This is a genomic window from Streptomyces sp. NPDC006872, from assembly GCF_040635845.1.
GTDB lineage: Bacteria > Actinomycetota > Actinomycetes > Streptomycetales > Streptomycetaceae > Streptomyces.
In genome coordinates, this window is sequence record NZ_JBEYIL010000011.1 from 153,914 (window position 1) to 174,210 (window position 20,297).

At 70.6% G+C, this 20,297-nt stretch carries 10 protein-coding genes; 4 read left to right on the top strand and 6 right to left on the bottom strand.

The features are described from left to right. Positions 1 to 16: 16 nt before the first annotated feature. Together ABZ725_RS30610 and ABZ725_RS30615 are read right to left on the bottom strand one after the other, a co-directional pair. Entirely contained in the window at positions 17 to 526 is a 510-nt protein-coding gene (locus tag ABZ725_RS30610; RefSeq protein ID WP_351908971.1) for a hypothetical protein, read from the bottom strand. Further along, a complete protein-coding gene (locus tag ABZ725_RS30615) occupies positions 523 to 9,093 on the bottom strand; it encodes a ricin-type beta-trefoil lectin domain protein (RefSeq protein WP_358805747.1) in 8,571 nt (2,856 codons plus the stop codon). The genes ABZ725_RS30610 and ABZ725_RS30615 overlap by 4 nt, the downstream gene beginning before the upstream one ends. Before the next feature lie 300 nt (positions 9,094 to 9,393). Here ABZ725_RS30615 and ABZ725_RS30620 point away from each other — a divergent pair, with 300 nt between their 5' ends. The 3 genes from ABZ725_RS30620 to ABZ725_RS30630 all read left to right on the top strand — a co-directional run bounded on the left by ABZ725_RS30620 (position 9,394) and on the right by ABZ725_RS30630 (position 16,762). Next, on the top strand, positions 9,394 to 13,389 hold the full coding sequence (locus ABZ725_RS30620) for a LamG domain-containing protein (protein WP_358805748.1): 3,996 nt from the start codon (positions 9,394 to 9,396) through the stop codon (positions 13,387 to 13,389). Between the two features lie 171 nt (positions 13,390 to 13,560). After that, entirely contained in the window at positions 13,561 to 15,432 is a 1,872-nt protein-coding gene (locus tag ABZ725_RS30625) for a hypothetical protein (RefSeq protein ID WP_358805749.1), read from the top strand. 154 nt (positions 15,433 to 15,586) lie between these two features. Then, positions 15,587 to 16,762, top strand: coding sequence for a VCBS repeat-containing protein (locus ABZ725_RS30630; protein WP_358805750.1), 1,176 nt, complete (start codon positions 15,587 to 15,589; stop codon positions 16,760 to 16,762). Positions 16,763 to 16,829: 67 nt separating this feature from the next. Here the strand turns inward: ABZ725_RS30630 and ABZ725_RS30635 are convergent, their stop codons facing one another. The 3 genes from ABZ725_RS30635 to ABZ725_RS30645 all read right to left on the bottom strand — a co-directional run bounded on the left by ABZ725_RS30635 (position 16,830) and on the right by ABZ725_RS30645 (position 18,643). Further along, the gene (locus ABZ725_RS30635) at positions 16,830 to 17,753 is read right to left on the bottom strand and encodes an RNA polymerase sigma-70 factor (protein WP_358805751.1); all 924 of its coding nucleotides are present in this window, start codon (positions 17,751 to 17,753) and stop codon (positions 16,830 to 16,832) included. Beyond that, positions 17,753 to 18,226, bottom strand: coding sequence for a carboxymuconolactone decarboxylase family protein (locus tag ABZ725_RS30640; RefSeq protein ID WP_358805752.1), 474 nt, complete (start codon positions 18,224 to 18,226; stop codon positions 17,753 to 17,755). Before ABZ725_RS30640 ends, ABZ725_RS30635 begins: the two co-directional genes overlap by 1 nt. Before the next feature lie 123 nt (positions 18,227 to 18,349). Then, positions 18,350 to 18,643, bottom strand: coding sequence for a fibronectin type III-like domain-contianing protein (locus ABZ725_RS30645; RefSeq protein WP_358805908.1), 294 nt, complete (start codon positions 18,641 to 18,643; stop codon positions 18,350 to 18,352). A gap of 114 nt (positions 18,644 to 18,757) precedes the next feature. Between ABZ725_RS30645 and ABZ725_RS30650 the strand changes: the two genes are divergently transcribed. Continuing rightward, positions 18,758 to 19,312: a hypothetical protein gene (locus ABZ725_RS30650; RefSeq protein WP_358805753.1), complete on the top strand. Its 555-nt coding sequence runs from the start codon at positions 18,758 to 18,760 to the stop codon at positions 19,310 to 19,312. A 43-nt stretch (positions 19,313 to 19,355) separates the two neighbouring features. Here the strand turns inward: ABZ725_RS30650 and ABZ725_RS30655 are convergent, their stop codons facing one another. Further along, positions 19,356 to 20,228 carry a helix-turn-helix transcriptional regulator gene (locus ABZ725_RS30655; protein WP_358805754.1) on the bottom strand — a complete coding sequence of 291 codons (873 nt, stop codon included), beginning with the start codon at positions 20,226 to 20,228 and terminating at the stop codon, positions 19,356 to 19,358. Between the last annotated feature and the right edge of the window lie 69 nt (positions 20,229 to 20,297).

The window sequence follows — 20,297 nt, forward strand, 5'->3', positions numbered from 1 at the left end:
GGCGTCAATCCCTCACTTATTCGACTCGTCCCATGTGCAGCAGCAGACGCCACCACTGGTCGCTTTCCGGGGCTCCCGAAAGATACCGATAGCGACGACCGAAGACATACTCGTCCAGAAACGCACCGAGGCTGTCGGCCAGTCGCTCGAAGCCTTCGCTCTGCCACCAGATGATCCCCCTGTCGGGGAATCCCCAGACGGATCCGTCTTCCCGCTTGATGAAAAGCGGGTCCTCGTTGACCTTCCCGAAGCAGAACCACGCATCGTGGCCGAGCGGCACCAGGGCGCCTTCGGTGTCGTCGGCATAGAACTGCATCTTGCCGACATCCTTGACGTCGAACACGAGGATTCGGCCGAAGACTCCGCCGTCGGTGACGGAGAGCAGTTCCAGGTACTCGGTCGGAACCTCCGCCCGGACAGGGGCGGTCGCCCCTGCCGGGAGGTGGTTCATCATCGACCACTCCTGCTCCAGCGACACAGTCGCCCGCGCCGTCGCCAGGGCTTGCTGAACTTCAGGCGAGATCATGGGGGTCCCTGAATAGTGATGCGGATGGGCGTGTAGTCCGGGAGCGTTCGAATCTGCTGCCATATCTGACGGCCGATGTCCTGGTTGGTGAACGCCTCCAGGATATGGAGATTGCTCGCGTCGTCCGGCCCGCCCAGCTGAAGCTCCCAGACGTGATCCGGATTCATCTTCAGCACCCGGATCTTCAGGGCTTCCGCGAACTCCGGGTTGGTCGAGCTGAACTGGTCGAACACCCGAGCAATCAGATTCGCTTTGTAGTTGTTGGTCACCGTCGTGTCGCGGGCCACCGGGTTGGGCGCCTTGAAGAGAACCCCGCTGTCGCTGAGCTTCTGCAACGCGGCTGCCTTCAGGTTGAACTGCCCCTTCGGCATTCCGGGCTTCCATTGAACCGTCACGTCGGCCGGCCCACAGGAATTGTGGACCAGAATCGGCGTGGAACCCGCCAGCACATAGTACGTATGCAGCTCGCGGACCGTCAGGTTGTAGCGGTCGGCCGCGCCGGGCGTCGCCCGCACCCCGGCGATCAGGACGCGGTGGCCGTCCTCCGTGGTGAGGGCGTGCCCTGCCACGAGCTTGCCCGCCGGGACCCAGGCGTGGGCGGTCGCGTCCCAGAAGGGGTGCTTGGACGTCGTGTGGAGGGTCGCCGCATGGCCGTGGCCGGTGTCGACCGTGACGTCGATCAGGTCCTTGTCCCGGTGGACCAGCGTCGCGAGGACCTCACGGGCGCCGGCGTGCTCGCCGGTCCCCGCGTCGGCGGCCTCGACCTTGTCACCGGTCCTGATCTCGCCGATCTTCTTGGTCTTGCCGCCGGCCATGAGGACGGGCGTGTCCGGGGAGAAGCTGCACTGGCCGCCCTCCTCGGTGCCGGAGTTGCCGGTGCCGGGATCGTCCGAGGCGGCCGCGGCCTTGCGGGAGGCCGCCGCGTCGTGCTGGGCGTCGGACTTCTTCGGCTCGGCGGCGTTCTCGCCGGCCGCGTCCTTCGCGGACTGCTTGCCCGCGCTCGCGTCGGCGGCGGCGTCGCCCGAGCCGCCGGAGCTGCCGGTGGCGTCGTGCGGGGCGGGTTCCGCGGCGGCCTTGGGGGCCGCGTCGGTTCCGCCGCCCGCAGGGGGTGAGTCCCCTTCCTCCGCGGCGAATCCGCCGCCGCCCGCGCAGCCCATCGCCGCGCAGTCGCCGCCGAACATGCCGCCGACCATTCCGGCGCCCTCGGCAGCGCCCAGGACACAGGCGGGGGCGGCGATCACGGTGCCGGCGCAGGCGGAGACGACCACCGCGACGGCGACCACCACGACCACGACCGTGACGACGGTCGCGACGACGGGCAGCGCCTTCTTGAAGTAGTGCCCGGCGCAGCCGAAGAAGCCGTGGCAGCCTCCGCTGCTGTGGTGCTTCTTCTTGCCGCTGGAGGTGCTGGTGTCCGGCTTGGCGGCCGCGGCCTGGCAGGCGGAGCCGCAGCCACCGCCGCCGTCGGCGACCAGCATCAGCCCGCTCGGGTCCGCCGAGCTGGCCGGGTTGTCGCCCGCGTAGGTGTAGCCGCCCATCTGGTTGGGGTCGCCGGGCTCGAAGACCGGGTCGGGGGTGAGGAAGCGTCCCGTCACGGGGTCGTAGTTGCGGGCGCCCAGGAGGTTGAGGCCCGTGGTGGCGTCGGTCGGCTGGCCCAGGAAGCCCGCGTTCTCGTCCGAGGCCACCCAGGAACTGGGCTTGGCGCCGCGCGGGTTGCCCCACGGGTCGTAGGCGCGGCGGGTGACGGCCAGCGACGAGGCGTCGACGGCGGTGACGGCGGTGCCCTGGCCGTTGACGATCTCGTAGCTGACCGTGCCGCTGCTGGAGCGGGCGACGGTGGTGCCGTCCGGGCCGGTGATGTCGCGCAGTCCGGTCCAGGTCTTCGCGGAGACGTTGAGGGTGATCTGCTCGGTGCCGCCGAAGAGGTAGAGGATGCGGGTCTTGTCGGCGCCGTCGACGGCTGCGGTCTGCTCTAGCAGGTCGCCCTGGGCGTCGTAGAGGTACTTGCTGGTGTTGGTGTGGGTGCCGGAGGTCGTGGCGACGGTGGCGGTGCGGCCTTCGGCGTCGTAGGTGAAGGTCTGGCTCTGGCCGGCCGGGATCGCGCCGGTGGGGGCGCCGGTCCAGGTCTGGCCGCTGCCGCCGCAGGTGGCGATGGTCAGCTGGGTGGCATTGGTGGCGGAGGCGCCGGGGTCGGTGAGACAGACCGCGCTGTTGGCGTTGCTGACCAGCGTGCCGGCGGTGGTGACCTTCCACTTCTGGGTGGCGTCGGTCTTGCAGGTGTCGATGACGACGAGGGTGCCCACGCCGGTCGCGTTGCCGGTGGTGTCCAGGCACAGGCCGAGGACCTTGACCGTGCCGTCGGTGCCGATGGTCCACTTCTGGCCGGTGCCCCCGCTGCACGCGTTGATCTGCACCTTGGCGCCGGCGGTCGTGGAGCTGCCCGCGTCCTCGATGCACTTCTTGGCGCCGCCGGAGAGCGTGAAGGCGTTGGACAGCGGGCCGGTGGTCGTGACCTTCCGGCTGATGGTGTCGCCCGCGTTGGCGTTGGCGTAGGACGGGTCGGTGTAGGCGGCGGCGATGCTCGCCGTGCCGGTGCCGGGGTTGCCGATGGTGGCCGTGCCCGCCTGGTCGGGGAGCGTGGCGGTCGTCGTGCCGTCCGTGCCGGTGTAGGCGATGGCCTGGGTGGTGTCGTTGAGGGCGTTGCCGGTGGTGTCGTGGCCGACCATGCCGGTGCGGTCGCCGAGCTGGTCGTAGGTATAGGTCTGCCAGTACGGGGCCGGGCCGCCGACGGTCGTCGTCTTGATCGGGGAGGCGGTGGTCGTCTGGACCCTGGCCGTCGTGCAGCCGCCCACGGCGCCCACCGTCGCGGCGGCCGGGTCGGTGATGCCGGCGGTGTCGGTCCAGGCGGCGGTCAGCCGCTGGAAGGAGTCGTAGGTGAAGCACTGGGTGTCGTGCGTGGTGTTGTTCTGCAGGTCGTCGACGGCGGTGAGCTCGCCGGTCTGGTCGTAGCGGAGGTTGACGACGTCCAGGGCGGTGGTCGACGTCTGGAGCATGCTGCTGGCCTGGGTGACGCGGCCGGTGGTGGCGTCGTACTGGGCGAAGGTCGCCAGTTCCTTGCCGGTGGGCCCGTAGTTGGTCTGCAGCACGCGCCCGAACGCGTCGTGGACGGTGGCGTCGACGTAGGCGGGTGTGTTGGCGGAGTTGATGAAGCCGCCGATGCCGTCGAGGTTGCCCTGCTGGGTGTAGCCGTAGTCGATGTCCTCGGCGGGCAGGTTGCCGTCCGCCTGGTAGTGCTGGGTGGAGAGCAGGCCTACGTTCGGGGTGTAGCGGGAGGTGGAGGTGTAGGTGACCGTGCCGGAGGCGGGCGCGGCGGACTGGCCGGCGGCGGCGAAGCCTTCGGCGGCCGGGATCGTCAGGGTGGTGCCCAGCGGCTGGTAGGCGGTGTTGTAGCCGGTGACGGCCTGCTTGTAGGCCTTGCCCGTGGCGCCGCCGACATAGCGGGTCGCGGAGGTCTGGTAGCCCTTCTCCAGCGTGTCGTACTCATGGGACGCGAGCAGCTTGGTCTGGTCGGGGGCCGCGGACCAGGCGCCGGAGTACTCGGCGGTGGGGCGGTTGTCCCAGTCGTAGGCGTAGGAGAGGACCTGGCCGCGCGCGTCGGTGGTCTGGAGCAGGTTGCCGGCCAGGTCGTACTTGTCGAACGTGGTCTTTCCGGCGTCCGGGTCGGTCTGGGACAGCTTCTGGCCGAGCGCGTTGTAGGTGTACGACCAGGCGTTGCCCGCGTTGTCCTTGATCGAGTCGAGCTGGCCGGCCGCGGTGTAGGTGTAGTGGGTGGTGGCGTCGGCGGCCGGGACGGCGTTCGCGGTGCCCTGCTTCCACAGCACGGTGGAGCCGCCGGGGGCGACGACGGCCGCGGTGGAGTCGTTGCGCACCTGGAAGGTCGCGCCCGTGGTAGCGGTCAGGCCGGTGGTCCACAGTTGGGCGACGGCCGTGCTGTAGACGACGAGGTTGCCGTCGGTGCCGAACTTCGCCCAGGCGCCCGGGTGGCCGCTGGTGGCGGAGGACCAGATCGTCTTGCCGGTGGCCAGCGCGGAGAGCACCAGGTTGCCGTCGGCCTGCATGGTCAGGCGGACGCTGTCCGAGGTCAGCGAGGTGCCGGAGGGGATCACCGAGCCGCCCGGGAGGGTGACCGTGGAGCCGGTGTTCTTCACGACCGTGCTGGTGGTCCGGCCGACGGCGTCGGTGAAGGTCGCGGTGGAGCGGCCGCCGGCCGGGGCCGTGGTGTCGACCTCGTCCGCGCCCGGGTAGGCGGTGGAGCCGTGCCACTGCTCGACGGCCTGGTGCCAGAGCGTCTCGCGCAGCGGGCGGCCCTGGCCGTCGTAGGTCGTGGTGGTCTCGGAGGGGATCTGGTTCTCGTTCGCCGCGTACAGCGTGGTCGAGGGGAAGTCGTTCGGCTCGGAGTAGGCCGCGTAGGACGCGGTCTGCCAGCCGTGCGAGTCGTAGAAGGTGTCCGAGACGATCCGGCCGGAGTTGGAGTCGCCCATCGCGGTGGACTGGGTCTGCCGCGGCTGGAGCATGCCGTCGTAGATCGAGATCGAGGTGGCGTACGTGCCGTCCTCGCGCAGTGTCCTGGTGGTGACCGAGGTCGGCGCGCCGGGCTGGGTGATCGTGTCGCCGGGGGCGGGGACCGCGCCGGGGTTGATCTCGTACGCGAAGGTTTCGTCGGCGCTCTGTCCGGCGGCCTTGTCGCGGCCGGGCAGCCACAGCGCGGTGCGCCGGCCGAGCGCGTCGTACGTCATGTCGGTCTTGCGGCCGTTGGCGTCGACGCTCTCCAGCGGCAGCCCGCGCAGCGCGTCCAGGGTGGAACCGACCGTCCAGCCCTGGCTGTTGACGGAGGACTTGCCGGTGGCGTTCGTGTTGTTCCCCGCGCCGGTCCAGTCCGGGTCGAAGTCGGTGTGGGTCTTCTGTCCGGTGGCGTCGTAGGCGTCGGTGACGCGGCCGGCGCCGTCGTAGGCCGTGGCGGACGTCGTCTGCCAGTTCTCCGTGCTGCCGGTGAAGCCGGTGGCGGTCTGGGTGCCGGTGACCTGGCCGTCGGCGGTGACCGAGCCGAAGGCGCCCAGGCCGGACAGGGTGCCGTCGCCCGCGTAGTAGATCTTCTGGTCCGTCAGCAGGCTGCTCGCGCCGAGGGCGGTGCCGCAGGCGCCGACGATCGAGGTGACCCGGTCCGTGTAGGACAGCATCATCGTGTTCGACGCGGGCGGGGTCGCGTAGCCGGTGGTGGCGCACTTCTCCTGGTCGGGATCGACGCCGTCGCCGTGGCCGTTGACGGTGGAGACGCGGCCCTGGGCGTCGTACGCGGTGTCGGTCGTGGTGTGCCGCCAGCCGCCGCCGGCCAGGCGCTCGTACTCGCGGGAGCTGCTGGCCTTGATCCGGTGCGCGGCGAGGTCGGGGAGGGTGGCCAGGGCGGGCTCGGTGTCGCCGGGGTTGTCCTCCTGCGTCCAGTCCGTCCAAGGGGTCTGGTGGGCGGAGGCGGTGGCCGTGAAGGTGAAGGGGCCGTTGACGCTGCTGGCGTCGACCGTGCCGCCGGCCTCGGTGTAGGTGTCGTCCTGGAGGGTGGTGCCGGCCAGTTGATCGGCGTCGGTGACGCTCAGGACGGTGCTGCCGCCCACCTTGGCGTCGACGGTGACGGAGCGGCGGGTGCCGTCGGCCTTGTAGTCGCCGTCCATGCCCTGGAGGTAGGTGGTGCTCTGCTGGGTGACGGGCTCGGGGGCCTGTCCGGTCTGCACGGTGACGGTGCGGAAGCCGCGGAACTGGTCCCAGGTCCGGTACTGGTCGTCGGTCAGCGCGGAGTCGTCGCGGTGCCAGGCGGGGCCGGAGTAGCTGTAGCGGGAGATCTGGGTCTCGGAGCCCGCCGGGTTGTTCTGCGCGTCCGGCTTGTACTGGCCGGCGATCGTCAGGTCGGACACGGCCACGCTGTTCACGGTGACCTTGTTGAACCAGTCCGCGATGGGCTTGGAGGCGCCGGGGACGGTCCAGTAGACGGGATAGCAGGAATTGGTGTTGCTGTCGGCCTGCGATATGGACAGCGTTCGGCCCGCGCAGGGGGTCGAGTTGTATTCGACGGCGATCGACTCGCCGGTCTCGGTCTGCACGCTCGATATCCGCGGCCGGTACAACGGCGGGGCGGACGGTGAATCGTCGTTCACCCGGTTGTCGATCTCGGTTCCGGTGAACGAGACCTGGTTCAGCGCGATATCGCTGTTGCCGTTGTCGTAGGTGTCCTTGCCGGTGTGTCTCACGGACTGGAGCCACATCACGGCCTGGAGCATTCCGGCGTCCTTCGGGTCTACCGAGGTGCCGGTGACCGGGTCGACGGTGCCGCCCGCGTCCGAGTAGACCTGGCCCAGCTTGTAGGAGTCGACCGCGGTGAGCTGGTCGGTCGCCTTCACATGGACCTTGGTGGTGATGGAGTCGAGCCGGGTCGTGGTCCAGAAGCTGGGGCCGGAGGTGATGCAGACGTCGTCGGGGACCGTGGTCGCCCCGTCCGGCAGCTTGGTCTTGTCCGTCGAGTCGCAGTGCAGGTCCCATGGGACGTCCGGCCAGTGGGTGGCGGTGGAGTCCTTGAGGTTGCCGGCCGAGCAGTCGGTGAAGGAGGAGGTGGTCTGGCAGCGCTGGGCCAGGCCGAAGTCCACCTGGGCCGCCGGGGTCCGCCCGGCCTTCTCGTCCGCGAGGGTGTAGCCGTACGAGATCAGGGAGAGCGCGCCGCCGCGGGTGTACGAGGTCAGGGTGCCGGTGTCGTCGGTGTCGTCGCTCTCGGCCGCCTGGCCGCCGCCGAGGTCGTAGTAGTTCGACTCGGTCGAGTAGTCGTAGCGCTGCACGAACCCGGTGGGCGACACGACGAAGTCGAGGTTCCAGCGCCACCCCTCGGGCTTGTCGCACTGGGAGGCCTTGCCCTTGGCGCCGGTGTAGCAGGGGTCGGTGGAGCGCGGGTGCAGCACCGGGACGCCCCAGGCGGAGTGCGTGGAGTCGTCGGCGGGGCTCGCGGGCATGGTCGCCTCGGTGCCGGCGCCGGTCGGCGCGTGGTCGGCGCCGAAGTAGGCGGCGGTGCCGTCGGTGGTCAGGACCCGGTAGTAGACGCCGTCGTGGAGGCCGTTGTCGGCGCCGGACAGCTCCTGGACGAGGGTGCCGTCGTCGCCCTGCAGCCGCCACTGGCGGATCTCGCCGGCGACGCCGGAGTCGACCCCGTCGGGCACCAGCACACCGGAGTGCGAGCCGAAGGAGAGCGTGGCGTTGTCGCCGCCCCAGCACTCGTCGCCCGAGCCCTTGAGGATCCTCTTGCCGTCGGAGTCGAGGAGCGAGCCGCAGCTGCGGTAGCTCCGCTCGACCGAGCCGACCTGGTAGCTCCAGCCGTCGCCGACCCAGGAGGACTGGGAGTTACGGGCGGTGGTCTCGCCGTCCACCGACTGGGAGTCGTAACTCAGGCCGACGTCAGGGGCGTTGCCGCCGATCGCGGCGGGCACGGAGACCGGGTAGGCGTAGGTGAAGGAGCCGGTGGCGGAGGCCTGCCAGGTGCCGGCGGCGGAGAGGCTGGTCGCGCCGAAGTCGCCCTGGGAGCCGGAGGTTCCGGAGGTGACGGCCAGCGCGGTGGTGTCGGCGGGGGCAGCCGCCGTGAGGGGCTCGGTGCGCACGGACATGGTCGTCGGGCCGCCGCCCGTGTCGTCGTCCTGGTCCTTCTGCTGCGGCTCGGCGGAGGAGGAGGCAGCGGGGGCGGGAGCGGCGGTGGAGGCGGAGGCGGAAGCGGGTGCCGAGTCCAGGGTGACGGTCGCGGTCAGCTGGTCGGCGGTGGCGCGGTTGGTGAACTTCACCGGGGTGCGCTTCTGGCACTCCGTGCGTTCCGGCGTGGTCAGCGCGCAGCCCGGCAGCTGGACCACCTGGAGCCGTGAACCGTAGCCGCCGCCGTACGCCTTGGCGATCGCGGCGTAGTCGATGACGACCTGCACGCGACTGCCTGCGGCGGTCGTGCCGCTCGGGGTGCCGCTCGCGGTGAGGCCGAGCAGCATGCCGTTGGCGCCGGCCTTGAGCGTCCGGTCGTGGGACACGGTCTGGACGCGGACCCCGGGGACGGTGTGCGCGGCGTCGGCGGAGGCCACCCAGACCGGCAGCGCGCCCGCCTTGACCGGCTCGGTCGCGCCTGCGGCCGACAGGTCGACGGTGGCCGTGCCCGCCTTCGGCCACTGCGGGGCGTCCGCGGTGTAGGTGCCCAACGGCCGGTAGCCCTTGGGGTGCGCGGGGGTCTTCGGCGTCAGGGCGTGCGCGCCCACGGCCCGGGTGGTGTCGACGCTCTTGGGGTCCTTCGGGTTCCACACGGTGCCGTCGAACGTGAAGCCGCCGTGGTGGCCGAAGTCGGGGTCGTCCGAGTGGCCGGCGAGGAAGCCCGGGGTGCCGACGCCGGTGGCTATCGCGACCGGCAGGAGCAGTGCGAAGAGGGCGACCGGAATGGCCCAAAGGCCAAGTCCGCCAAGGAATCTTCGATGCCATACACCCGCGAACCAGCGCCGTCTGCCACTCACGCGAACCCCCGGAATCCGGCCCTGAGAGGCCGTCATTTCGTCACCGCACACGTGTGAGTGATCGACCGGAAGCTAAATGCGGCCATGATCGCGACTCAATACCCTTTGCCAATTCCGTGAGAAGACCGTGCTTCAACTTGGCAGAGCGTGTGTAGTTTCTGTACCGAAATTGATCACTGCCCTGTGGCTACCGGGCTTCCCCCACCCCGATGCCAGCGATCGAAGGAAGCCCGCCAGGTGTTGAGAGCTCCCAGCCCCTCCGGATCACCGATACGAACCGGCCAAAGACGCGCTGCTCCGGTGCGCCGACTCGCCCTGTTCGCGGCCGCCCTCGGCCTGCTGACGGTCCTCCCGGTCCTGCCCGTCCTGCCCGCCGCCGCCGACGACTTCTCGTCCACCCCGGCCGATCCGCTGCTGGCCGCGCAGGCGCAGGCGAAGTCCACCGGGAAGGCTGTCCCGGTGAACGCGCTGACCACCGAGGTCTCCACCACCGAGGCGCTGCCGGACGGCACCTTCTCCAACACCACCAGCGTGCTGCCGGCCCGCGTCCGCAAGGACGGCGAGTGGACCCCGGTCGACTCCGCCCTGGTCGCCGACGGCCACGGCGGCTTCACGCCCACGGCCACCCCGAACGGGGTCACGCTCTCCGGCGGCGGCGACGGCCCGCTGGTCACCCTGACCCACGCCGACGGGCCGAGCATGGCCCTGACCCTGCCGTTCACACTGCCGAAGCCGAGCGTCGACGGCGACACCGCCCTGTACTCCTCGGTGCTGCCCGGCGTCGACCTGTCGGTGTCCGTCACCGACCAGGGCGGCTTCAGCGACGTCCTGATCGTCCATGACGCCGAGGCCGCCGCGAATCCGGAGCTGAAGAAGCTCACCCTGGCCACCGCCACCCACGGTCTGACCCTGGCCACCACCGACGCCGACAGCATGAGCGCCACCGCGACCGACGGCGACCTGGCCTACACCAGCCCCCAGCCGCTGATGTGGGACTCCGGCACCACGACGGCCGCCACCGCCCCGACGCCGGCCTCGACGCCCGCCCCGACGCCCGGCCCGACCGACGGTCTGGTCTCGTCCGTGGACGGCCCCGGCCCCGGCGCCGACACCGAGCCGGTCGCCATGACCGCCACCGGCAAGGCCCTGACGCTGACCCCGGACGCCGGCATGCTCACCGACCCGGACACCGCCTACCCGGTGTACATCGACCCGTACACCAACCCGGTCTCCTCCACCGCCGGCCACTTCACCGAGGTCTACTCCAGCTCGACCTGCGACGACGCACCGCAGTACGACAAGGCGCAGACCAACGGCCAGGGCGTGGGCTACCAGCAGTGGGGCGGCGCCTGCGGGGTCGGCGTGGAGCGCTCGTACTGGACGATCAACACCGGTGGACTGCACCCGGCGTTCGTCGTCTACGACGCCTTCGTGAAGATCTCCACCACCTACGCGGCCAGCTACGACTGCAGCCACGACCAGCCGCTGACGCTGCACACCACCAACGCGATCTCCGCCAGTACCGACTGGCTGTCCCGGCCCGGCGTGCACGACACCGCCTTCCCGCCGTCCACCGACACCGTGCCCAGCGGCGCCAACTCCGGCAGCTCGTGCAGCAACAGCACCGCCACCTTCCACGTCACCGACCAGGCGCAGAAGATCGCCGACGCGGACGGCGACGGCTACGACGCCGACGGCACCTTCGGCGCGGGCACCAACACCTGGACCATCGGCCTGTACGGCAACGAGTCGCAGACCTCCGGCAACGACGACTACCTGCGCATGTCGACGACCCTGACCCTCACCACCCGCTTCGACATCCCGCCCGCCGTGCCGACGAGCCTGCACACCACCCCGGCCGCCGCCGGCGCCTCGGCCGCCTGCACCACGAACGGCACCGGCTGGATCGGCGCCACCACCTACTCGGACGCCGGCAGCGAGGTCACCCTGCACTCCACCGTCACGACCCAGATGTCGGGCGAGAACGTCAAGGCGCACTACCACGTCTGGGACCGCACGGTCGATCCCGACGGCGACGGCAGCGGGGCCAATGTCTCGACCCCGGCCAGCGCCTTCCTCGACTCGGGCACGGACGCGGCCGTCAAGATCGGCGCCACCCTCAAGGACGGCCACCAGTACGGCTGGGACGTCTACGCGGAGGACGACTCGACCTCCGACCTGAAGTCCCCGATCTCCGACCACTGCTGGTTCTCCACCGACTTCACCGCCCCGCCGACGCCGGAGGTGACCGGCAACTCCTCCTTCCCGTCGGTGGGTTCGGGCACCGCCGACCCGGTGATCTACGCCGGCGTGGGCAAGACCACCAACTTCACCGTGGCCGGCGCCGACAGCCCGGCCGCCGACACCAGCTGCGACCCGGGCCCCTGCAAGTCCAGCGGGATGAGCTCCTTCCTGTGGCAGCTCGACTCGCCGCCCACCGCCGCCGACGGCGAGAGCGCCGCGCTCACCGGCACCGACAGCCAGGGCAGGGCCACCGCGACCATCCCCGTGCCGATCCGCGACTGGGGCGTGCACACCCTGTACGTGGCCGGCGTCGACAAGGCCGGCAACATCTCCACCGCCCCCTCCGGCTACACCTTCACCGTCCCCTGGGACCCGGCCACCCCGGTCAAGCCCGGTGACATCTCCGGCGACGGCGTGCCCGACCTGCTCGCCACCACCAAGACCGGCGACCTCGACCTGATCCCCGGCAACAGCGACCCGGCGCAGCCGGCCGACCCGGTGCAGAGCGGCCCGGTCACCGGCACCCCGCCCGCGGTCACCGGCCCGGTCACCGTGGCCTCCGCCGCCGACTCCCCCGACGGCACCGGCTGGAACACCTACCTCATCGCCCACCGCGGCAACCTGCACGGCGCGGACGTCGACGACCTGTTCGCGTACAAGAGCGGCAAGCTGTACATCATCAAGAACGACCAGGACCCGGTCGACGACGCGTCCTTCCCGAGGTCCCCGTACTCCACGTACGGCGGCTTCATCGGCCGACGCTTCGACGTCGTCGCCAAGGACGCCTGCGCGCCGGCCGACATCGTGGCCGACGACAGCCGCTGCCGGACCACCGACTACAACAGCCAGACCTGGAACGTCAGTCAGCTCATCGCGCCCGGCAACGTCTTCGGCAACACCAACGGCTATCCGGCCGTGATCACCGTCGAGAACAAGGAGCTGTGGATCTACCAGTCCGACGGCGGCCAGCACCTGAAGAACCCGATCCTGCTCGGCGACGGCGACTGGAGCGGTCAGACCCTGATCGCCGCCGGCACCTTCAAGGGCAGCCCGGTCCTGTGGTCCCGGGACAACGCGACGGGCAGCCTGTACAGCTACCCGATCACGGTGGACACGACGACCCTCGTCCCGGCCCTCCTCCACCCCACCGCGCACACCAGCCTGGGGCTCACGCTGTCGCCGACCGCCTACCCGCGCATCGCCTCACCCGGTGACATCAACAGCCCGGTCCAGCTGGGCGCGACGAGCGGCGGCGGCCCGGACGGCATGCCCGACCTGTACGCGGTGGACGCCTTCGGCCAGCTCACCGAGTACAACTACCGCCAGAGCCTGGTGCTCACCTCCCCGCCCACCTACGACTTCGCCGCCCCGGTCTCCCTGGGCTCGGTGTCCGACACCGCCACCCACTGGTGGAAGCTCGCCGAGGGCTCGGGCGCGACCACGGCCGACAGCACCGGCACCCTCACCGCCGGCCTGTCCGGCGCCTACTCCTGGACGACGGACGCCACCCGCGGCAACTCCCTCGGCCTGACCGGCACCACCGGGTACGGCGCGACCGCCGCGTCCGCGGTGGACACCTCCAAGAGCTTCACCGTCTCGGCCTGGGTGAAGCTCAACTCCCTCACCGGCACCAACAGCACGTTCGTCTCGCAGAACGGCGCCGTCAACAACGGCTTCCAGCTGTACTACTCCTCCGGCGCCCAGGTCTGGGCCTTCGGCCGGCACAGCACCGACGCCACCGGCGCCGTCTGGCGGGCCGTCTACGGCAGCAAGGCCACCACCGGCCGGTGGACCCATCTGGTCGGCGTCTACGACGCCACCGCCAAGGAGCTGCGCCTGTACGTCGACGGCAAGCTCACCGGCACCCGGGACTGGACCTACACCCCGTGGAACGCCACCGGCCCGCTCCAGATCGGCCGCAAGCAGGCCTCCGGCGTCTATGGCGAGTACACCAACGGGGCCGTCAGCGGCATCCGCCTCTACCCCGCCGCCCTGCCCCCGGCCGACGCGTCGGCCTCGGGCGACGTTCCGAAGGTGACCCAGCTCGACTGACGAGCACAGGGAATTCAGCCGACACTGTCGACAGTTGAGGCTGAATTCCCCGAACTGACCATTGACCACTCCCTAGTGTCGACACTAGGAAGGTAGTACTGCCCCAGCAGTCACGCCGACCACGCCGATCACGCCGATCACGCCTGCCGCGACACAGGGAGTTGGTTGTCCATGAGGTCCATGACCATGCGAGCCCGCGTGCGGGCCCTCGCCCTCGGGGCGGCGGCCCTCGCGTTACCCGCCGCGCCCGCCCGAGCCGCCGCGTCGAGCGACGACACACTCTCCGTCGGCGCCGGCGAGACCTACCTGTTGAGCACGACGACCCGGCTGAGCGCCCTCTCGATCGCCGAGGGCGGCACACTCGCCGTACCGGACGGGTACAGCCTGACGATGACCGTCGACGGCGTGGAGACCGGCTCGGTGCTCACCGCGACGCTGGCCACCGCCACGACACTCGCGCCCGGCTCCCACGAGGGCGACATCGTGCTCACCGTGGCCGAGCAGAACACGGCGACGTTCGCGAACGTGACCTTCCCGATCCGGCAAGCCCTGTACGTCGGCGCCGCCGGGGTCGTCACGGCCAGGTCGGCGCTGTCGGCGGTGACCGGGGGCCTGGTGACGGACTCCGGGGCGAGCGAGGTCGGCATCGTCTCGAACGGCGAGGCGTTCAACGGGGTGTACGTGGCGGGCGGCGGCGCCTACGCGCTGCGCGGCTCGGAGATCGCCTTCACCGGCAACGGGCGCTGCGACTTCATCGGGGACGGCACCGCCGTGGTCGGGACCGGCGCGGGCACGTCCCTGGTCCTGGACGGCGTGACCATCACCAACAAGGGCGTGGTCCGCAGCGGAATCGTGGCCGCGGACGGCAGCGCCCTGCTGGTCAAGAACTCGACCGTCCGCTGCCTGAACGGGGTCCTGCCCGCCGACTACGTCCCCGCGGGCGGCGCGAACATGCTGGTCGTGCCCTGGCGGCTGGGCATCTCCGGCAACGTCCGGGCCACCAACCTGCTGGGCGCGAACACGACGGCCACCTATCTCTCCTCCACCGTCGAGTCCGAGACCTGGGGCGCCTTCTCCGTGGACTCGACGTCCAACTCGAAGGCCACCGCCGTCAACTGTCGGATCGCCAACCTGGGCGACGAGGGATACGGCACCTTCGCGGACGGAAACGTCGTGGAGCGCCTCCTGGGCTGTGAGATCGACGCGGGCACCTACGCGACGATCATCGGCGCCTCCAACGCCACCGTGCACTACGGCGACAGCACCGCGGAGGCCGTCGCGGCCCTCGACGCCGAACTCGCCCTCGGCCTCTCGGACGCCGAACTGGCCGCCCTCCCGGCGCAGGGCACGCGGATCGAGTCCCGGGGATTCGGCGTGCTGTGGCACGGGGCCGGGACCCTGCACATCGACGGCTCCACGGCGCTGGCCACCCGCCACACCGTCTTCCTCGTCAAGGCCGTCCGCGCCACCATCACGGTCGACGGCTCCCAGGGCGCCCGGATCACCCCCGGCGACGGCGTCGTGCTCCAGCTGATGGAGACCGACAACCCCGGTTCCCTCAACGGCGTGTACACCGAGCCCACCGACGACCCGGTACGCGACGCCGGCTTCGACGTGACGGCGGTGCACGCCACCGACACCACGGCGTCCTTCACCGCCATCGCCGTCCGGGGCGACTTCTACAACGCGCGCCGCAGCGGGCAGAACCTGGCGCTGACCTTCGACGGGTCGACCGTCGAGGGCGTTCTGTCCGCCTCCGTCTCCCGGCACGCCGTCGACTCCATCGGCTCCGCCGAGTACACCGAGCTGGGCCATGTCACCAACACCGTCCAGCCGGTCGTCAACAACGGCGTCCTCGTCGCGCTGACCGGCGGTTCGACGTGGACGGTGACCGGCACGTCGTATCTCAGCGCGCTGACCCTCGACGCGGACTCGGCGGTGACCGCCCCGGACGGCTCCGCCGTGACGATGACTGTGGACGGGACGCCGACCCCCGTCGCGCCGGGCGGGACCTACACCGGCGCGATCACGCTGACGGTTTGACCCCTTGTCGCTTTGATCCCTTGTCGCTTTGAGTGCGAAAGCACGGCCGTTTTACACGTGAATCACAGCAGACGCCCCTAATTTCCAGTGAGGCACAGTCCAGTCAGGTGCATGACAATCAGATGCATGACTCACATCGAAGGGGCTCGCTCTCATGAGCAACCACAGGAAACGCAAGGCCCGTCGCGTTCTGGTCCTCGGCACGGTCGGCGCGTTGGCGATCGGCGCGAGCGTCGCGGCCCTGGCCTCGGCGACCGGATCTCTCGCGGCACAGACCACCGCCTGCTCGTCCGCCATCGCCTTCACCCGGTCGGCCACCTCCCTCGACGTCGGCGACAACCCTCGCCATGTGGTGACCGGCGACCTCGACGGCGACGGGAACGCGGACGTCGTGGCGGCCGACAACGACGGCGACTCGCTCTCCGTCCTGCTGGGCAACGGCGACGGCACCTTCGGCGCGGCCACCGAATACCCGGTGGGCGACCAGCCCTACCAGACCGTCATCGCCGACTTCGACGACGACGGCAACCCGGACCTCGCCACCGCCGACTTCACCGGCGGCACGGTCAGCGTCCTGCTCGGCACCGGTGCGGGCGCCTTCGGCACCGCCGTCCAGTACACCGTCGGCGCGGGCGCCCGCTCCCTGGTCCCGGGCGACCTCGACGGGGACGGCGACCTCGATCTGGCGGTGGCCGAGGAACAGGGCGGCGGCGTCAGCCTGCTGACGGGGGACGGCGAGGGCGCGTTCACCGTCGACGTCGAGGCGGTGACCGTGACCAGGCCGCACGGCCTGGTCCTCACCGACTTCGACGACGACGGCGACCTGGACATCGCCACCGCAAGCGTCGCCACGGCGGGCGGCGTCAGCGTGGCGCTCGGCAACGGCGACGGAACCTTCGGCGCCGTCACCGAGTACGCCAGCGTCGCCCGCCTCTACTCCATCGCCCACGGCGACTTCGACGGCGACGGCGAGACCGACCTGGCCACCATCAGCAACGGCTCCAACACCCTGGAGGTGTTCGCGGGCAACGGCGACGGCACGTTCGACGACTCCGTCGCCTACACCACGTCCGCCCTGCCGGTGGCTGTGGGAGCCGCCGACGTGGACGGCGACGAGGTGACGGACGTCCTCGTCTCCTCGCTCAAGGGGAGCTCCGTCAGCGTCTTCCAGGGCACATCGGGCGGCGGACTGACCGCGCTGACCGAACTGACGTCCGACGGCGCCTACGAGGCCTCGGCCGCCGACCTGACGTCCGACGGCACCCAGGACCTGGTCGTGGCGAGCAGCAACAGCGACCAGGTGGACGTCTTCACCGGCTCCTGCGGCTGAGAAGCCACCGATGCCTCCACCGAGCGGCGGCTCGGTGGAGGCACCACGGGTCGCCCTGGCGCCGTGCCTAAGGGGCCTGTCGGCGGACGAGCTTGACCTCCCGGTCGAGGGCCCAGGCGTCGCCGACGGGCCCGAGGTGGCCGAGCTTGTCGGGATTGATCACCGCCCGGACGGTCTGGATCTGCCCGTCGAGCACATCGAGGACCATGGTGTGCAGGATCCTGCCGTCCCGGTCGCGGAGGATCGCGCCGGGCTGCCCGTTGAGCTGCTGCGGCTCGAACGAGACGTCGACCTGGAACATCAGCGGGAAGACCGTGCCGAGCACCCGGGCGACGTTGTCCGCGCCGATGACGGCCCTGGCCAGTTGCGGGGTCTTGCCGCCGCCGTCCCCGACCAGCGTCACGTCGGCGGCCAGCAGGTTCCGCAGCCCGCCCACATCGCCGTCCTTCAGCGCGTCGAAGAACCGGGTCGCCAGCTCCTGCCGTTCCCGACTGTCCGCCGCGAACCGAGGCCGCCCGGCTTGCATGTGCCGGCGCGACCGCACCAGCAGCTGCCGGCACGCCTCCTCCGACCGGCCCACCGCCTCGGCGATCTCGTCGAACCCGAAGCCGAACACCTCCCGCAGCACGAACACCGCCCGCTCCAGCGGGCTGAGCCGTTCCAGCAACAGGAGCGCCGCCATCGACACCGAGTCGGCCAGCTCCACCGACCGCGCGGGATCGTCGTACGGATCGCTCAGCAGCGGCTCGGGAAACCACGGCCCGACGTACTCCTCCCGCCGCACCCGCGCGGACCGCAGCACATCGATCGAGAGCCGCGTCACCGTGGCCGACAGAAACGCCTTGACCGAGGTGGGCCGGGTCGCCGACCCGTCATAGCGCAGCCATGTCTCCTGCACCGCGTCCTCGGCCTCGCCCACACTGCCCAGGATCCGATAGGCGATCGAGAACAGCAGCGGCCGCAGCTCCTCGAACTCCTCGACCTTGCCCATCAGCCGAACTGCCCGACCACGTAGTCGCCGGCCGGCTGCCGGCTGATGACGTTCAGCCGGTTGACCGCGTTCATGAAGGAGACCAGGACCACCAGGGCGGTGAGCTGATCCTCGTCGTAGTGCTTGGCGGCAGCCGCCCACACCTCGTCGTCGACCCCGCCGGCCGCGTCCGCCACCCGCGTCCCCTGCTCCGCGAACTCCAGCGCGGCGCGTTCGGCCTCGGTGAAGACCGTGGCCTCCCGCCAGACCGCCACCAGGTTCAGCCGTACCGAGGTCTCGCCGGCGGCGGCCGCTTCCTTGGTGTGCATGTCGACGCAGACGGCGCAGCCGTTGATCTGACTCACGCGCAACGCCACGAGCTCCTGCGTCTCGGCCGGCAGCGGCAGCTCCTTGATCGCCCGGCCCGTCGCCATGAAGCTCCGGACGGCCTTGCCGGCGGTCGGGGTGGCGAAGTAGTTCAGTCGCGCGTCCATGGTGTGCTCCTCTGTCATCGTCACTGCCTACACCCCTGAGACGAGACACCCCCGCCGCCCTGTGACACGCCGGACTGTGACCTGGGTCTCCCCGCGTCTGCGACCTGATCGGCCGGACAGGACCTAGCGGGTGACGTCGACGCCGGTGTGCAGGGGGAGCGTCCGGGACGAGCCGCCGACCCACACGCTCCGATTCCCGGTGCCGAGCGCCCAGGCGTCGGCGGACGTGTTCCAGTACTTCAACTGCTGGGCGTCGACCCGGATCCGGACGGTCTTCGACCGACCGGCGCGCAGATGCACCTTCTGATAGCCGGCGAGCGAGCGCACCGCCTGCTGCGCGGTGGTCCTCGGGCTCGCGCCGACGTAGACCTGAGCGGTCGTCCACCTGGCTTTCGGGCAGGGTGCCCGGTCCTTCAGGGCCGGGGTGAATGCCCGCTCCCGCGGAGCGGGGCAGGGGTAGCCGGATCGCCGTCAGGGCGATCCGGGGTCGTCGTGCAGGGTTGGCGGTCACGGGACACGAGCCCCTGGCGCATGCTCGCCCAGCCCTTCTGCGCCGTACGCGACTCCCACCGGCCCGAACACCGTCTGCGCCCGCGCCTGCACCGCTGGCTCCCGGCGCTGACGGCCGTCGGTGCCGCAGGCGCCGCGGTGGCGGCCCGTCTGGCGTATCGGTCGTCCGCGACGGCGGGCGACTGGACGGGCACATGGCGACTCGATGTGCTGACCGCGCTGTGCGCCGGGGCCGTCTGGGCCGTCATGCTCGTCGTTCTCCGGGGATCCGGCGGGCTCGGCCATGCCCCCTACGCCGCTCCCCTGACAACCGTGGCCACCGTGACCGTCCTGTGGGCGACCCGCTTCGGTTCCTGGAAGCATCCGTTCGAGGCGTGGGGCAGCGTGCTCGTCACGAGTTCCCTGGCCGGACTCGCCGTCGTACTGCTCGTGTTGGCGGTTCCCGCGGGCTTCCTTCCCGCGTGGGACAGCCGCCGCGGAGCGGTGCAGATCGCCGTGCCGTCCCTCGCGGTGATCGTGACGGCCGCCGCGGTCCTGGCGCTCCAGCACTCCGGGGACGCGTTGCTGCTCCGCTGAGCCCGCGCGCCGTTCCCTGTTCGCTGTTCGTTACCGCTCGCCGCTACCGCTCGTCGCCGGCGAGATCGGTCACGGGCGCGGCTGCCTGGGCCTGCCTCGGCTGAGCGGCCAGGGCCCTCAGCGTCTCGAAAGCAGCTGCGGTCGGGCCGGCCGGTTCTGCTTGATAGACCACCAGTTGCTGGTGCGGGGCTCCGTTGACCGTGAACGCCGCGAATTTGATGTGCAGGTCTCCGACCTGGGGGTGCTTGAGATGCTTGCCCTCCTGGGACTTGCTCTTCACGTTGTGCAACTGCCAGATCTCGGCGAACTCCTCGCTCTGACCGGACAGTTCCGCCACGACTTCGGCGATACGGGCCGATTCGGGGTCGTGTCCGTAGGCGGCCCTGATCTCGGCGACACAGGAGTGCGCGGCTCGCTCCCACTCCTGGTAGAACTCGCGCCCTGCGGGGTCGACGAACACCATGCGGGCGAGGTTGTCGAACTTCTCGAACCCGCTGTGGAGGGCCGTGGCGAGGGAGTTGCCCGCCAGGATGTCGAGGGCCGGGCCGAGGACGAAGGCCGGAGTGTGGTCCCATCCGTCCATCAGCTGCAACAACTGCCCGCTGACGTCCGTCTCGCCCCAGTCCCGCGGGCGTTGCGAGGCGGTGAGGCAGAGGCGGTTGAGATGGTCGGTGGCTTCCGCGTCCAGTTTCAGCGCCTGCGCCACCGCGTCGAGGACCTGTGGGGACGGGCTGTTCTCGCGTCCCTGTTCCAGCCTGATGTAGTAGTCGGAGCTGACTCCGGCGAGCAGCGCGACTTCCTCTCTGCGCAGTCCGGGAACCCGGCGTCGCCCGTGTTCGGGCAGACCGACGTCGTGTGGCTTCAGGGCTTCTCGGCGGGCTCGGAGAAAATCACCCAAAGGCGTCCCATTGCTCATGCGGCAAGCGTAGATGCTTTTCAGCCGCTGAGAACTGTCGGTCACGCACTATGGCGCCATGTAGCGCGA

Excerpts from the sequence above, each read along its gene's own strand:
- ABZ725_RS30610 (WP_351908971.1), bottom strand. The coding sequence starts at position 526 with ATGATCTCGCCTGAAGTTCAGCAAGCCCTGGCGACGGCGCGGGCGACT.
- ABZ725_RS30625 (WP_358805749.1), top strand. The coding sequence starts at position 13,561 with ATGAGGTCCATGACCATGCGAGCCCGCGTGCGGGCCCTCGCCCTCGGG.
- ABZ725_RS30630 (WP_358805750.1), top strand. The coding sequence starts at position 15,587 with ATGAGCAACCACAGGAAACGCAAGGCCCGTCGCGTTCTGGTCCTCGGC.
- ABZ725_RS30635 (WP_358805751.1), bottom strand. The coding sequence starts at position 17,753 with ATGGGCAAGGTCGAGGAGTTCGAGGAGCTGCGGCCGCTGCTGTTCTCG.
- ABZ725_RS30640 (WP_358805752.1), bottom strand. The coding sequence starts at position 18,226 with ATGGACGCGCGACTGAACTACTTCGCCACCCCGACCGCCGGCAAGGCC.
- ABZ725_RS30650 (WP_358805753.1), top strand. The coding sequence starts at position 18,758 with ATGCTCGCCCAGCCCTTCTGCGCCGTACGCGACTCCCACCGGCCCGAA.
- ABZ725_RS30655 (WP_358805754.1), bottom strand. The coding sequence starts at position 20,228 with ATGAGCAATGGGACGCCTTTGGGTGATTTTCTCCGAGCCCGCCGAGAA.